The 13,269-nt window shown below is 77.3% G+C and carries 15 protein-coding genes; 8 read left to right on the forward strand and 7 right to left on the reverse strand.

The annotated features are described in order from the left end of the window. Positions 1-41 precede the first annotated feature (41 nt). Positions 42-1,922 (reverse strand): prolyl oligopeptidase family serine peptidase, encoded by a 1,881-nt coding sequence (locus tag ACI79R_RS08830; RefSeq protein WP_456573227.1) that lies wholly within the window; start codon positions 1,920-1,922, stop codon positions 42-44. 302 nt (positions 1,923-2,224) lie between these two features. Here ACI79R_RS08830 and sepH point away from each other — a divergent pair, with 302 nt between their 5' ends. Together sepH and ACI79R_RS08840 are read left to right on the forward strand one after the other, a co-directional pair. Then, positions 2,225-3,112 carry a septation protein SepH gene (gene sepH / locus ACI79R_RS08835; protein WP_456573228.1) on the forward strand — a complete coding sequence of 296 codons (888 nt, stop codon included), beginning with the start codon at positions 2,225-2,227 and terminating at the stop codon, positions 3,110-3,112. A gap of 38 nt (positions 3,113-3,150) precedes the next feature. Beyond that, a complete protein-coding gene (locus tag ACI79R_RS08840; protein ID WP_456573229.1) occupies positions 3,151-3,624 on the forward strand; it encodes a general stress protein in 474 nt (157 codons plus the stop codon). A gap of 3 nt (positions 3,625-3,627) precedes the next feature. On the opposite strand, the gene ACI79R_RS08845 is transcribed toward ACI79R_RS08840, so the two are convergent. Beyond that, positions 3,628-4,431, reverse strand: coding sequence for a TrmH family RNA methyltransferase (locus ACI79R_RS08845; RefSeq protein ID WP_456573230.1), 804 nt, complete (start codon positions 4,429-4,431; stop codon positions 3,628-3,630). 50 nt (positions 4,432-4,481) lie between these two features. On the opposite strand from ACI79R_RS08845, the gene ACI79R_RS08850 reads away from it, so the two are divergent. The 5 genes from ACI79R_RS08850 (at position 4,482) to ACI79R_RS08870 (ending at position 8,654) form a co-directional block, all read left to right on the forward strand. Further along, a complete protein-coding gene (locus tag ACI79R_RS08850) occupies positions 4,482-5,435 on the forward strand; it encodes an NAD(P)/FAD-dependent oxidoreductase (RefSeq protein ID WP_456573231.1) in 954 nt (317 codons plus the stop codon). Beyond that, a complete protein-coding gene (locus ACI79R_RS08855; RefSeq protein ID WP_456573232.1) occupies positions 5,435-6,457 on the forward strand; it encodes a hypothetical protein in 1,023 nt (340 codons plus the stop codon). The genes ACI79R_RS08850 and ACI79R_RS08855 overlap by 1 nt, the downstream gene beginning before the upstream one ends. 93 nt (positions 6,458-6,550) lie before the next feature. Continuing rightward, positions 6,551-7,270: an ABC transporter ATP-binding protein gene (locus ACI79R_RS08860; RefSeq protein WP_456573233.1), complete on the forward strand. Its 720-nt coding sequence runs from the start codon at positions 6,551-6,553 to the stop codon at positions 7,268-7,270. Then, on the forward strand, positions 7,267-8,034 hold the full coding sequence (locus ACI79R_RS08865; RefSeq protein WP_456573234.1) for an ABC transporter permease: 768 nt from the start codon (positions 7,267-7,269) through the stop codon (positions 8,032-8,034). Before ACI79R_RS08860 ends, ACI79R_RS08865 begins: the two co-directional genes overlap by 4 nt. A gap of 59 nt (positions 8,035-8,093) precedes the next feature. Next, complete coding sequence (locus ACI79R_RS08870; protein WP_456573235.1) at positions 8,094-8,654, forward strand: TetR/AcrR family transcriptional regulator; 561 nt, start codon at positions 8,094-8,096, stop codon at positions 8,652-8,654. On the opposite strand, the gene ACI79R_RS08875 is transcribed toward ACI79R_RS08870, so the two are convergent. Continuing rightward, a complete protein-coding gene (locus ACI79R_RS08875; protein ID WP_456573236.1) occupies positions 8,651-9,505 on the reverse strand; it encodes a thioesterase family protein in 855 nt (284 codons plus the stop codon). The genes ACI79R_RS08870 and ACI79R_RS08875 overlap by 4 nt on opposite strands. Here ACI79R_RS08875 and ACI79R_RS08880 point away from each other — a divergent pair. Next, on the forward strand, positions 9,504-10,472 hold the full coding sequence (locus ACI79R_RS08880; protein WP_456573237.1) for an aldo/keto reductase: 969 nt from the start codon (positions 9,504-9,506) through the stop codon (positions 10,470-10,472). The two genes, ACI79R_RS08875 and ACI79R_RS08880, sit on opposite strands and share 2 nt — an antisense overlap. A 4-nt stretch (positions 10,473-10,476) precedes the next feature. Here ACI79R_RS08880 and thpR read toward each other — a convergent pair whose 3' ends face one another. The 4 genes from thpR to ACI79R_RS08900 form a co-directional block, all read right to left on the reverse strand. After that, positions 10,477-11,043 (reverse strand): RNA 2',3'-cyclic phosphodiesterase, encoded by a 567-nt coding sequence (thpR, locus tag ACI79R_RS08885; protein ID WP_456573406.1) that lies wholly within the window; start codon positions 11,041-11,043, stop codon positions 10,477-10,479. Then, positions 11,040-11,435 (reverse strand): hypothetical protein, encoded by a 396-nt coding sequence (locus ACI79R_RS08890; RefSeq protein WP_456573238.1) that lies wholly within the window; start codon positions 11,433-11,435, stop codon positions 11,040-11,042. The genes thpR and ACI79R_RS08890 overlap by 4 nt, the downstream gene beginning before the upstream one ends. A gap of 70 nt (positions 11,436-11,505) precedes the next feature. Further along, positions 11,506-12,816: an MFS transporter gene (locus tag ACI79R_RS08895; RefSeq protein WP_456573239.1), complete on the reverse strand. Its 1,311-nt coding sequence runs from the start codon at positions 12,814-12,816 to the stop codon at positions 11,506-11,508. Beyond that, positions 12,797-13,246, reverse strand: coding sequence for a MarR family winged helix-turn-helix transcriptional regulator (locus tag ACI79R_RS08900; RefSeq protein ID WP_456573240.1), 450 nt, complete (start codon positions 13,244-13,246; stop codon positions 12,797-12,799). Before ACI79R_RS08900 ends, ACI79R_RS08895 begins: the two co-directional genes overlap by 20 nt. Positions 13,247-13,269 lie beyond the last annotated feature (23 nt).

Consider the following 13,269-nt stretch of genomic DNA (forward strand, 5'->3'; position numbering starts at 1 on the left):
CCGGGAGCGCAGGAAACCTGCGCTCCCGGCCTCCGGTGCGTCTAGAGCCAGCGGTCGAACCACTCCACGACCCGCTCGGACAGCTGCACGAGGTGCTCCCGGCCGACGATCGTGTGCCCCTCGCCCGGCAGCAGCAGCAGTTCGCTGGGCCCACCGAGGGCCTGCAGCTCCTGGTGGGCCTGCACCGACTCGGCCACCGGCACGTTGGTGTCCCGGTCGCCGTGCGCCAGCAGCACCGGCGAGGTCAGCCGGTGCAGTGCGGTCATCGGCGAGATCGCCGCGAGCATCTCCCGGTCGGTCACCGGGTCGCCGTACTCGGTGACCGAGGTGGCGGCCATCCACGGCTCGGTCGCGGCGAAGAACGTGCGCAGGTCGCTCATGCCGGCCAGCGAGACGCCGGCGGCGAACAGGTCCGGCCAGCGGGTGAGCGCGACCAGCGTCAGGTAGCCGCCGTAGGACCAGCCGTGCGCGCCGACCCGCCCCGGCGCCGCGATGCCCGCGGTGACGAGGAAGTCCACGGTGGCGCGGACGTCCTCGAACGACGCCTCCCGCGCCGGGCCGTCGTCGGCGGTCATGAACGCGCGGCCCTCGCCGCCCGAGCCCCGGACGTTGGGCGCGAACACGGTGAGGCCGGCGGCCACCAGCGACTGCGCGACCGGTGAGAACGCCGGGCGCTCCTGGCCCTCCGGGCCGCCGTGGAAGCTGACCACCGTGCGGTTGGCGCCCTGCTGCCCCGGCGGCGTGTAGAGCCAGCCGGCCAGCGGCAGCCCGTCGGCGGCGGCGTACTCCACCCGCTCGGGCCGCACGAGCAGCGCCGGATCCGGCCGGCGCGGCCCCGGGGACAGCCGCTGCGGCGCGGCGCTGCCCCCGAGGGAGATCCGCCACAGGGACCGCGGTGCGGCGGGGCCGGTCAGCTCGGCGACGACGGTGTCGCCGTCGGAGGCCAGCGACCAGCCGGGCAGCACCGGCTCGGGCAGCGGCACGGCGCGCACCAGCGCCCCGTCGGCCAGGTCGTGCAGGGCGAGCTCGGTGACCCCGCCGGCGTTCCAGACGGCAAGCACGGTGCCGTCCGGGCGCAGCGCGTAGCCGTCGAGGTCGGCGTCCGGACGGCGGAGCACCACCCGCCCGGGGCCGGCCGGCCCGTCGTCGTCCAGCGGCACCTCGACCAGGCCGGCGCGGTCCTCCCGCAGCGGGCCGGGTAGCGCGGCCCGCACGTAGACCGAGCGGCCGTCGGGGGCGAACCGGCCGTCCTCCGAGGCGATCCCGCCCGGGGCGTCCAGCGGCAGCACCCGCCGGGCCTCCCCGGTGGCGACGTCGACCAGCACCACGTGCCGGAAGCCGCGCGGTCCGCGGCGGGCGAGCACCCGCCGCTCGTCGGGCGAGACCGCGGTGACGACGAGGAACCCGCCGCGGGCGAGGGTGCGGTGGGCGCCGCTCTCGACGTCCACCACGACGACGTCGGCGTCCGGGCCGTCGCCGGGCGCGATGGAGCAGACGTAGGAACCGGGCCGGGTCCAGCCGCCGGCGAAGACGGTGGCCCGCGGGTCCTCCCCGGCCAGCAGCCGCCGCCCGCTGCCGTCGGGGCGGACGACGTGCAGCTCCGCGCGGATGGAGCCCCCGGGGCTGACCAGGTAGGCCAGCCAGGCGCCGTCGGGCGACCAGGCGACCGAGACGACCTCCTGGCCCGGGCCGGAGACGACGACCGGCACCGCGGCGGCGCCGACCCCGGCGACCTCCAGCCGCGGGATGCCGGAGCGGTCGGTGACGTAGGCGACGCGGTCGCCGGCCGGGGAGAGGGCCGGGCACCAGGCGCCGGACGCGCCGGCGATCGTGGCGACCGCGGAACGGACCGCGGGCGGCAGTCCGGGCGCGGTGGGGGCGGGAGTGGGGGTCGACCAGCGGTCGACCAGGGGGCTGGCCATCGCACCTCCTCGGCTCGTGGGACGGGCCGCCTCCCCGCTGCGCGCAGGACGGCCCGCGGGAGGGTCGCACGGCGCCCGGGCCGCCTCCCGCGTGGCGCCCCGGCGGGAGCTGCGCGGTCGTCGTCACCGCTGCAGCAGCCCCACCCGTCACACTGCCGCCCGCGTGTTGCGGGCACGTGTCGCCCGGGATTCGGTATGCGGCGGTTCGCGCCACGCCGGGCGGCCTGCCCGCGCGCTCCCCCGCGCGCGGATAGCCTCGGTCTGTCGTCTCCCCGCCCGCCGCCGTCCCCCGGAGGTCGCCCATGCGCGCGTTGCGCCTCGTGGCGCTCTCCGACGACGGCAAGAGCCTGGTGCTCGCCCTCGAGGGCGCCGACCCGACGGACGAGAGCGAGCGGTTCGAGCTGCCGATCGACGAGCGGGTCCGCGCCGCCGCGCGCGGGGACGCCCGCCGGCTGGGCCAGATCGACGTCGACCTGGGCACCCACCTGCCGCCGCGGGTCATCCAGGCCCGCATCCGGGCCGGGGAGACCCCCGAGCAGGTCGCCGCGGCCTCCGGCACGCGGGTGGAGCGCATCATGCGCTTCGCCCACCCCGTGCTCCAGGAGCGCGAGCGGATCGCCGAGCAGGCCCGCGAGGCACGCGTGCGGCTGTCCGAGGGCCCGCCGAGCGGTGCGCTGCAGCAGTTCATGGCCGAGCGGCTGCGGCTGCTCGGCGCCGACCTCGACGCCGTCTCGTGGGACGCCCACCGCAGCGACGAGGGCTGGCAGGTCACCGCGGCGTGGACGGCCGGGGCCAAGTCCGGCACCACCCGGTGGGCCTACGACATCCCGGCGCGCACGGTGACCCCGGCCGACGCCGCCACCACCGACTTCGCCGAGGGCACCCGCCTGGTGCGGGTCGTGCCGCACGTGCCCAGCGGGCTGCCGGTCGCACCGGTGCACCGGCCGGTGACCGCCGTGCCGGACCCCGCCGCGCCCCCGGCCCGGCGGGAGACCGACGAGCCCGGCGTCCGCGACGTCGCCGCCCCCGACGGCAGCCCCGAGCCGGCCCGCAGCACCGACGAGCTGCTCGACGAGATCGCCGAGCACGACACCGTGGTCCTCGGCCGCACCGACGGCGAGGACGAGGACCCCCGTGCCCGGATACCGGCGTGGGAGGACATCGTCTTCGGGGTCCGCCGGCACCGCTGAGGGTGTCCTCGGGCCGCTGACCGGGTACGGCACCGGACATGTCAGCGTCCGTGTCCATGCCGCTCGGCGGCGTCCAGGTCGGTTCCTACGACAGCTACGAGCAGGCCCAGGCGGCGGTCGACTACCTCTCCGACGAGAAGTTCGCCGTCGAGAACGTCACGATCATCGGCTCGGACCTCAAGATGGTCGAGAAGGTCACCGGCCGGCTGACCATGGGCCGGGCCATCGCCGCGGGCGCCGCGGGCGGCGCCTGGTGGGGTCTGTTCGTCGGCCTGCTGCTCGGCATCTTCGCCCCCGACGGCACCAACTGGTTCTCCTCGGTGCTGACCGGCCTGCTGATCGGCCTGGTGTTCGGCGCCCTCTTCGGCGGGATGGGGTACGCCGCCACCCGGGGACGCCGCGACTTCACCAGCACCAGCCGGATCACCGCCGGCCGCTACGACATCATGTGCGACCCCGCGCGCGCCGAGGAGGCCCGGGCGATGCTGGCCCGTTTCTCCCTGCGGGGCTGACGGTCAGCGCAGCGTCGCGAAGGCGATCGCCGCCGCGGCGGCGACGCCGAGGGAGTCCACGCCGGTCCGCATCGGGATCCGTGCCCGCACCCGCGCCGCGGCCTGCGCCCCGGCGGTGAGCCCCGGGCCCTCGGCCCCGAGCAGCACCGCCGTCCGCGGGTGCCGGCGGGGGTCGACGTCGGCCAGGTCGACGGCGTCGGGGGCCGGGGTGAGCGCGACGGTGAGGTAGCCGGCGTCGTGCAGCCGGTCCAGCCCGCCGGGCCAGTCCGGGAGGACGGCGAACGGCAGGGCCAGCACGTGCCCCATCGACACCCGGACCGCGCGCCGGTACAGCGGATCGGCGCAGCGCGGGTCCAGCAGCAGCCCGTCCACGCCCAGGGCCACCGCCGAGCGGGCGATCGAGCCGAGGTTCTCGGCGTCGTTGAGCGCCTCGAGCACCGCGAGCCGGCGCGGCGCGGCCGGGTCCGGGCCGGCCAGCAGCTCCCCCAGGTCGGCCGGCGCCCGCCGGTCGGCCGAGGCGAGCACGCCGCGGGTGAGCCGGAACCCGATGACCTCCGACAGCACCCACTTGTCCGCCTCGTAGGCCGGGACGTCGCCGGGCAGGTCCAGCGCGGCCAGCCGGCCGGGGACGCCGAGCACGGCCCGCACCCGGTACGGCGAGGCCAGCAGCCGCTCGACGGCGGGCACGCCCTCCACGATGACCGGGCCGGTGCCGCGCGCCGTCCCGGGCCGGCGGTCGCCCGCGACCAGGTCGCGGAAGTCGGCCAGCCGCTCGTCGGCGGGATCGGTGATCAGCTCGGGGGGCACGCCCCGATCCTCCCCGAGCGGCGCAGCGGCCCAGCCCGCAGGATCGGGCGGTGCCCTCCCCCGCTCCCGTCGTCGTCGGTGCCGGCATCGCGGGCCTGGCCTGCGCGCGGGCGATGGCCGAGCGCGGCGCCACCCCGCGCGTGCTCGACCGGGGCCGGCGCCCCGGCGGGCGGCTGGCGTCCCGGACGATGCACGGCCGCCCGGTCGACCTCGGCGCCTCCTACCTGACCGCCGAGCCCGGCACCGCCTTCGCCGCCGTGGTCGCCGGCTGGACCGCCCGCGGGCTGGCCCGGCCGTGGACCGACACCTTCGCCGTCGCCGGGCCCGGCGGCGTCGAGGGCCGCACCACCGGCCCGCTCCGGTACGCCGCGCCCGGCGGGCTCCGCTCGCTGGCCGTCGACCTCGCCGACGGGCTGGACGTGTGCCAGGAGCACGCCGTCGAGCGGATCGGCCCGGGCCCGACCGTGGACGGCGACCCGGCGCCCGCCGTGGCGCTGGCCCTGCCCGATCCGCAGGCCCGCCGGCTGCTCGACGACGCCACCGCCGCCGCGCTGCTCGGCGACCGCGCCTGGGAGCCGGCGCTGGCCGTCGTCCTGGGCTTCGACCGGCGGGAGTGGCCGGCCGACCTGCACGGCGCCTTCGTCAACGGGGACGACGACCTGGCCTGGGTCGCCGACGACGGCGACCGCCGCGGGGACGGCGCTCCGGTGCTGGTCGCGCACACGACCCCGCGGCTGGCCCGGGCGCACCTCGGGGACCCCGGCGCCGCCGTCCCGGTGGTGGCCGCGGCCGTGGCCCGCGCGCTCGGGGTGACCACCGCCCCGGCGTGGACCGCGGTGCACCGGTGGACGTTCGCCCGGCCGGCCGAGCCGCGACCGGAGCCGTTCGGCCTGCGCGACGGCATCGGCGCCTGCGGCGACGGCTGGTCGGCGCCGTCGCGGGTGGCCGCCGCCTGGACCTCGGGCGACGCGCTCGGCCGCGCGCTGGCCGGGCAGGGCGCCTGATGCCCGGTGGGCTGACGCCGCCACCGGGACCGACCGACCAGGCCGCCGAGGAGCGGCGCTCCGACGGGTCGCCGGTCAAGGCGGCCCTGCGCGGCATCGGGTTGCCGGCGCTGGTGGCGGTCGCCGTCGGCACCCTGCTCGTGGTCGTCTACCTGGCCGCCTTCCCGACGGCGGCTCCGCACGACCTCCCGGTCGGCGTCGTGGGGCCGGCCCCGGCGGTCGAGGCCGTCCGCGCGGGGCTGGCCGAGGCGGCGCCGGGCCGCTACCTGCTGGCACCGCTGCCCGACGCGGCGGCGGCCGAACGGGCGGTCGGCTCCGGGGAGGTCTACGGCGCCCTGCTGCTGGAGAGCCCGCCGCGGCTGCTCGTGGCCGGGGCGCACGGCCGACCGGTGACCCAGGACCTCACCACCGACCTCGGGCCGCTGGCCGGCGGGCCCCCGACGGTCACCGACGTCGCCCCGCTCGCGGCCGGGGACGAGCAGGGCCGGGCGATCGACCACACCGCGTTCGGCGTGGTGCTCGGAGGCTTCCTGTTCGGCATCACCAGCTACCAGGCCGCCCCGAAGCTCCGGTTGCGGCTGCGGCTGCTCAGCGCCGGGCTGTTCGCCGTGGCCGCGGGCCTGCTGGGCGCCTGGCTGTCGGTCGGGGTGTTCGGCGCGCTGCCCGCCGGCGGCTGGACCGTGGCCGGCCTGGTGACCCTGCTGGCGCTGGCCTCGGGCGCCGCGGCGGCCCTGGCCCTGCGCCTGCTGGGCGGCGCCGGCACCTTCGTGGCCACCGCGGTGCTGCTGACGATCGGCGCGGCCACCAGCACCGGCAGCCTCCCCGCGGAGTACCTGCCCGGCTGGCTGGAGCCGCTCGCCGGCGTGCTGCCCCCGGGCGTCGCGGTGCGGGCCCTGCGTGGTGCCGCCTACCTCGACGGGGACGGCGTAGGCCGGGCGGTCGTCGTCCTCACGCTGTGGTGCGTGCTGCCCTTCCTCCTCATCGCCGCGGTCGACGCGGTCTCGCGCCGCCGCGGCCGCTGACCGACCCGGCGTCGTCCAGCCGTTGACCGCGCGCAGGGAACTCATCTACCGTTGAGTTCATCAGGCGTTGAGTTCTCTCTCCCGGAGGTCCCCATGACCGACGCCGTCACCGTCACCGACCTGGTCGTCCACCGCGGCGCCCGCCCGGTCCTCCCCGGCCTCAGCTGTGCCGTGCCGGCCGGGCGGGTCACCGGCCTGCTGGGTCCCTCGGGCAGCGGGAAGACCACGCTGCTGCGCGCCGTGGTCGGCGTGCAGCGCATCCGCTCCGGGCGGGTCACCGTGCTCGGGGAGCCGGCCGGCTCCCCCGCGCTGCGGTCCCGCGTCGGCTACGTCACCCAGGCGCCGAGCGTGTACGCCGACCTGACCGTGCGGGAGAACGCCCGCCACTTCGCCGCCCTGTACGGGCGCGGCGCGCGGGAGGCGGACGCGGCCCTCGCCGACGTCGGCCTGGCCGACGCGGCCGGCCAGCTGGTCGCCGACCTCTCCGGCGGCCAGCGCGGCCGGGTCTCGCTGGCCTGCGCCCTCGTGGCACGGCCGGAGCTGCTCGTCCTCGACGAGCCGACGGTCGGCCTGGACCCGGTGCTGCGCGCCGAGCTCTGGGAACGGTTCGGCGCCCTCGCCGCCGCCGGGACGACGCTGGTGGTGTCCAGCCACGTCATGGACGAGGCCCGCCGCTGCGACCGGCTGCTCCTCCTCCGCGAGGGCCGGCTGCTGGCCGACGCCGCTCCGCAGGAGCTGCGGGACCGCACCGGCACCGACGACCTCGAGGAGGCCTTCCTCCGCCTGGTCCGCGCGCAGGAGGTGGCGGCATGAGCGCCGTCCTCACGCCCCGGCTGACCGCCGCCACCACCGGCCGGGTGCTGCGCCAGCTCCGGCACGACCACCGCACGATCGGCATGCTGGTGCTGCTGCCCTCGCTGCTGCTGGGCCTGCTGTACCTGCTGTGGGCCGACCTCCCCGCCCCGCCGGGGCAGCCGGGCGTCTTCGACCGGGTGGGGCTGACCATGCTCGGGGTCTTCCCGTTCGTGGTGATGTTCCTGGTGACCAGCATCGCGATGCTGCGCGAGCGCACCTCCGGCACGCTCGAGCGGCTGCTCACCACCCCGCTGTCGCGGTGCGACCTGCTGCTGGGCTACGGCGCCGCCTTCGGCCTGGCCGCGGCGGTGCAGGCGGTCGTCACGGTCACCGTCGCGACCACGCTCTACGACCTCGACGTCGCCGGGCCCCTGGCCCTGGTGGTGCTCATCGCCGTCGTCGACGCCGTCCTCGGGGTCGCGCTGGGGCTGCTGGCCAGCGCCTTCGCCCGCAGCGAGTTCCAGGCGGTGCAGTTCATGCCGGTCGTGGTGCTGCCGCAGTTCTTCCTCTGCGGCCTGCTGGTGCCCCGCGAGCAGATGGCCGGCTGGCTCCAGGCGGTCAGCGACGTGCTGCCGCTCACCTACGCCGTGGAGGCCCTGCAGGAGGTGGGGCGCTCGGTGGAGGCGACCGGCACGATGGTGGCCGACGTCGCGATCGTGGCCGGCGCCGCTCTCGTCGCCCTCGCCCTGGCGGCGGCCACCCTGCGGAGGAGGACCAGCTGAACGCACCGCGCCGCCGGCCCACCGGACGCCGGCCCGGCAACCCGGACACCCGCGAGGCGGTGCTGGCCGCGGCCCGCACCGCCTTCGCCGAGCGCGGGTTCGACGGCGCGTCCATCCGCGCGATCGCCACCGCGGCCGGCGTCGACCCGGCGCTGGTCCACCACTACTTCGGCACCAAGGACCAGCTGTTCCTCGCCGCGGTGGAGGCGCCGGCCGACCCCGGCGACTTCCTGCCCGAGGTGCTCGCCAGCCCCCGCGAGGAGCTCGGCACCGCGGTGGTGCGGATCCTGCTGCGGGTCTGGGACGGTCCCGCCCGCCCGGCCGGGCTGGCGCTGGTCCGGTCCGCGGTCGGCAACGAGTGGTCGGCCCGGCTGCTGCGCGAGTTCCTCGTGGCCCGCGTGCTGCGCCGCGTCGTCGGCACGCTGGACCTGCCGCCCGAGGAGGGCGCCGCCCGCGGCTCGCTGGTCGCCTCCCAGCTGGTCGGCGTCGTCCTGACCCGCTACGTGCTGCGGCTGGAGCCCCTGGCCTCGGCGACGGCCGAGTCGGTCGTCGCGGCCGTCGGGCCGACCGTGCAGCGCTACCTCACCGGCGACGTCGAGCTGCCGGCGCCACCGGCCTAGCGGGCCAGGCGCGCCAGCTGCCGGCTCTGCGCGACCAGCCGGCCGGTGGCGTCCCAGATGCGGTAGTCCTCGTCGGACCAGCCGCCCGCGACCTCGGTCGAGCGCGCCTCGACCAGGCACCAGCCCGGCGCCGGCAGCGCGTGCACGATCGTCTGCAGCTGGACCGTCGGCGCCCAGCCCATCCGGCCGACGGCGAACCCGGTGGGCGGCAGCGCGTCGGCGAACAGCAGCAGCGCCAGCGGATCGGGCTCCCGGCCGTCGGCCAGCCGCATCCAGGCGCGCAGCACCGGCTCGGTGCCGGGGCGGCCGCGCGCCCAGCCCGCCGTCTGCGGGTCCAGCCGGGTGTCCAGCCGCTGCACCAGGCCCGGCACCTCGCCCGAGGGCGGCCGGGCGTCGCGGAAGGAGAGGCACTCGTCGGGCGGGGCGACGGCCGGCATCGGGTTGGCCGAGTACTCGGCGGCGTCGTCGCCCAGGGTCGCCGAGGTGACCTGCGCCGACAGCGACGGCCCGGCGCCCCCGGTGAGCAGGACGGAGGCGTGCGCGAGCGTGCGCCCGGCCGGGCCGGCGGAGACACCGGCCGTGGCCGGGCCCGGCGGGGTGACCCGCAGGAAGCTGGCCGACACGGCGACCACGTGCGGGTGCGGGCTGTCCAGCAGCGCGGCCCGCGCGGCCACCGCCATCAGGTAGCCGCCGTTGAGGATCCCGCCGCCGACCTCCCAGCCCGGGTCCAGCTCGGCGAGCGGCTCGCCGGCCTCTCCCCGCTGCACGGTGGTGGCCCGGTCGAAGGCGCTGTCGGTGGCGGCGGGGTGGATCTGCGACACGACCGACAGGGTGCCAGGGTGGTCGTCCATGGAGTACACGCACCTCGGGCGCAGCGGCCTGTCGGTCTCCCGGCTGTGCCTCGGCACCATGAACTTCGGCTGGAAGACCGAGGAGGCCGACGCGCACGCGATCATGGACCGGGCGCAGGCCGAGGGGATCAACTTCTTCGACACCGCCAACGTCTACGGCTTCGACGCCGGCAAGGGCCGCACCGAGGAGGTGCTCGGCACCTGGTTCGCCCAGGGCGGCGAGCGCCGGGAGCGCACCGTCCTGGCCACCAAGGTCTACGGCGGGATGTCCGACTGGCCCAACGACACGTTCCTCTCCGCCCGCAACATCGTCCGCTCGTGCGACGCCTCGCTGCGCCGGATGCAGACCGACTGGATCGACCTCTACCAGTTCCACCACGTCGACCTCGCCACCCCGTGGGACGAGATCTGGCAGGCCTGCGAGACGCTCGTGACCCAGGGCAAGGTGCTGTACGTCGGCTCCAGCAACCACGCCGCCTGGCAGCTGGTGGCGGCCAACGAGGCCGCCGGCCGGCGCGGCTTCCTCGGCCTGGTGAGCGAGCAGTCGCACTACAACCTGCTGACCCGGCACGTCGAGCTCGAGGTGCTGCCGGCCGCCCAGCGCTACGGCATCGGCGTGATCCCGTGGAGCCCGCTGGCCGGCGGGCTGCTCGCCGGCGTGCTCGACCAGCAGGGCGGCCCCCGCCGCAGCGAGGACCGCAACCGGGCGCGGATCGAGCGGCACCGCCCGGCGCTGGAGGCCTACGAGGCGTTCTGCCGGGAGATCGGGCAGCAGCCGGCGGACGTCGGCCTGGCCTGGCTGCTGCACCGGCCGGGCGTCACCGCACCGATCGTCGGCCCGCGCACGATGGAGCAGTTCGAGGGGTCGCTGCGCGCGCTGGACGTCCACCTGACCGAGGAGCAGCTGACCCGCCTCGACGAGGTCTTCCCCGGTTACCGGCCCGCGCCGGAGGAGTACGCCTGGTGACCGGTCAGCCGACCGCCCAGCCCGCCAGCCGGTCGTAGCGCGGCGCGGCGCCGAGCGTGCTCCGCAGCAGCTGCACCTCGCGCACCGGCCACTCCGGGCCGCGGTAGCCGGCCAGCCGCTCGGCCAGCGCGCCGTCGGCCGGCCGGCCGGGTCGCCACCGGCCCAGGGTGAGGTGCGCGCGGAACGGCCGGTCCTCGACCGGCAGCCCGAGCCCCCGGGCCGCGCCGGCCAGCCGCCCGGCGAGCGCGTTGAGCGGCTCGACGTCCCCCTCCACCCCGGCCCAGAGGACGGCCGGCCGGCGCTGCGACCCGAAGCGGCCGGCGCCGGCCAGCCGCAGCCGCATCGGTGGCGCGGCGGCCACCGCCGCCCCGGCCGCGGCGCCCAGCTCACCGACCACCTCCGGCAGCACAGCGCCGAGGAACAGCAGGGTCAGGTGCCAGCGCTCCGGCGCCACCCACCGGGGCTCCCCCGGCGCGCCCCGCACCACGGCCAGGGCGCCGGCGAGGTGGCCGACCGCCCCGGCCGGTGGGGTCACGGCCAGGAACAGGCGGAGGGACGGCGGCGCGCTCAGTCGCCGACCGCCAGTCCGGCGGTGCGCAGCGCGGTCTCCAGGCGCAGCCGTTCCACGTCGCGCGCCCGCCCCGGCGGGGTGGTGGCCAGCGCGTGCGGCACGTCGAGCAGCAGCGCGGCCTCGACGAGCACGTCGTCGTAGGCCGCCTGCAGGCCGCGGCGGCGGGCCTGGGGCGCGCCGGTCGGCACGAGGGCCAGCTGCCGGGCCAGCCGGCGCAGGTCGGCCGCGACCTGCTGCACCGGACGGCGGTCGGTGGCCGGGACCGCCCGGCGGCGGGTGGGATGGGGCAGCCGCACGCTGCCCGTGAACAGCCCCACGGCCAGGCCCATCAACCCGACCGCACCGACGAGGGCGACGGTGATCAACCCGATCTGCAGCAGCGCGCCGGCCATGGCGGCCTCCGGGGGACGGCCCGACGGGGGGATGTGCCCACGGTACGACCTGGAACCGGCCGCAGCCCGCTCAGCTGCCGGGCGCACGGCGCGGTCCGACGTGCAGCTGCAGCCGCGGCGGGCGGACGTGCGCCTCCAGCCGCAGCCGCCGGCCCCGCGCCAGCCACGCACCGGCGCCCACCCCGGCGGCGACGACCACCAGGCCGCCCAGCACCAGCCCCCACGGGGCGCCGAGGTGCTCGGACACCCAGCCGACCAGCGGCGCCCCCACCGGGGTGCCGCCCATGAAGCACATGAAGTACAGCGCCATGACCCGACCACGCATCTGCGGATCGGCGCCCAGCTGCACGAAGCTGTTGTTGGCGACGCTGAACAGCAGGGCCGCGGCACCCGTGGGCACCAGCAGGACGGCGAACGACGCGTAGGACGGCATCAGCCCGCAGGCGACGGTCAGCAGGCCGAAGACGACCGCCGAGACGACGAGGAAGCGCTGCCGCGGCCGCGCGCTGCGCCGGGTGGACAGCAGGGCGCCGGACAGCGAGCCGACCGCGAAGAACGAGGAGAGCAGGCCGAAGGCCTCGGCACCCAGGCCGAACTCCTCCCGGGCCATCAGCGCGATCGTGACCTGGTAGTTGAAGCCGAACGTGCCGATCACGAAGGCCAGCACCATCGCGAGCACCAGGTCCGGGTGCGACGCGGTGTAGCGCAGCCCCTCGCGCAGCTGGCCGCGGCCGCGGGCCACCGGCGGGCTGGGGTGCAGCTCCTCGGCGCGCATGGCGGCCAGCGCGGCGATCGTGGCGGCGAACGTGGCGGCGTTGACGAAGAACGCCGGGGCCGTGTTCCCGCCCGCGGCGCCGATCAGCAGACCGGCCAGCGACGGCCCGATCAGCCGGGCGCCGTTGAAGATCGAGGAGTTCAGCCCGACGGCGTTGGCCAGCAGGTCCGGCCCGACCAGCTCCGAGACGAAGGACTGGCGGACCGGCGCGTCGACCGCCGCGACCGCGCCCAGGGCCCCGGCGAGCACGAAGACGTGCCACAGCGCGACGCCGCCGGTGGCCACCAGCACCGCCAGGCACAGGGCCAGCACACCCATGGCGGCCTGGGTGAGCACGAGGGTGCGCCGCTTGGGGTACCGGTCGGCGAGCACCCCGCCGTACATGCCGAGCACCAGCGTGGGCCCGAACTGCAGTGCCGTGATCAGCCCGAGCGCCACCCCGCTGTCGCCCGACAGCTGCAGCACCAGCCAGTCCTGGCCGATCCGCTGCATCCAGGTGCCGGTCAGGCTGACCAGGTTGGCCGAGGCGTGGATCCGGTAGTTGCGCACCCGCAGCGACCGGAAGGCGCCGCGCGAGGAGGTGGGCTCAGCGCTCGTGACGGTCACCCGCGGCGAGCTTCTCCATGATCGTGGCGGCGTCGCGGAGGACGGCGCGCTCCTCGGCCGTCAGCTCCTGCAGCTGCTCGGTCAGCCAGGCCTCGCGGGCCTGCGCCTCCGCGGTGAGCAGCTCCTCCGCCGCTTCGGTCAGCTCGATGACGACCTGCCGCCCGTCGCTGGGGTGCGGGCTGCGCGTGACCAGGCCCATGCCCTCCAGCGCGACGACCACGCGGGTCATCGACGGCGGCTGCACCCGCTCGTGCGCGGCCAGCTCCCCCGGGCTCATCGCCCCGTGCCGCTTCAGCGTCGACAGCGCCGCGAGGTGGGTGAGGGTGACCGAGGTGTCGACCCGCTGGGTGCGCAGCCGGCGGGAGAACCGCATCACGGCCAGGCGCAGGTCGTGGGCGAGCGCCGCGGTGTCCAGCGTCGTCCGCCCCACGACCGTGAGCCTACCTAAGCACC

This window comes from Blastococcus sp. SYSU D00820 (assembly GCF_054050695.1).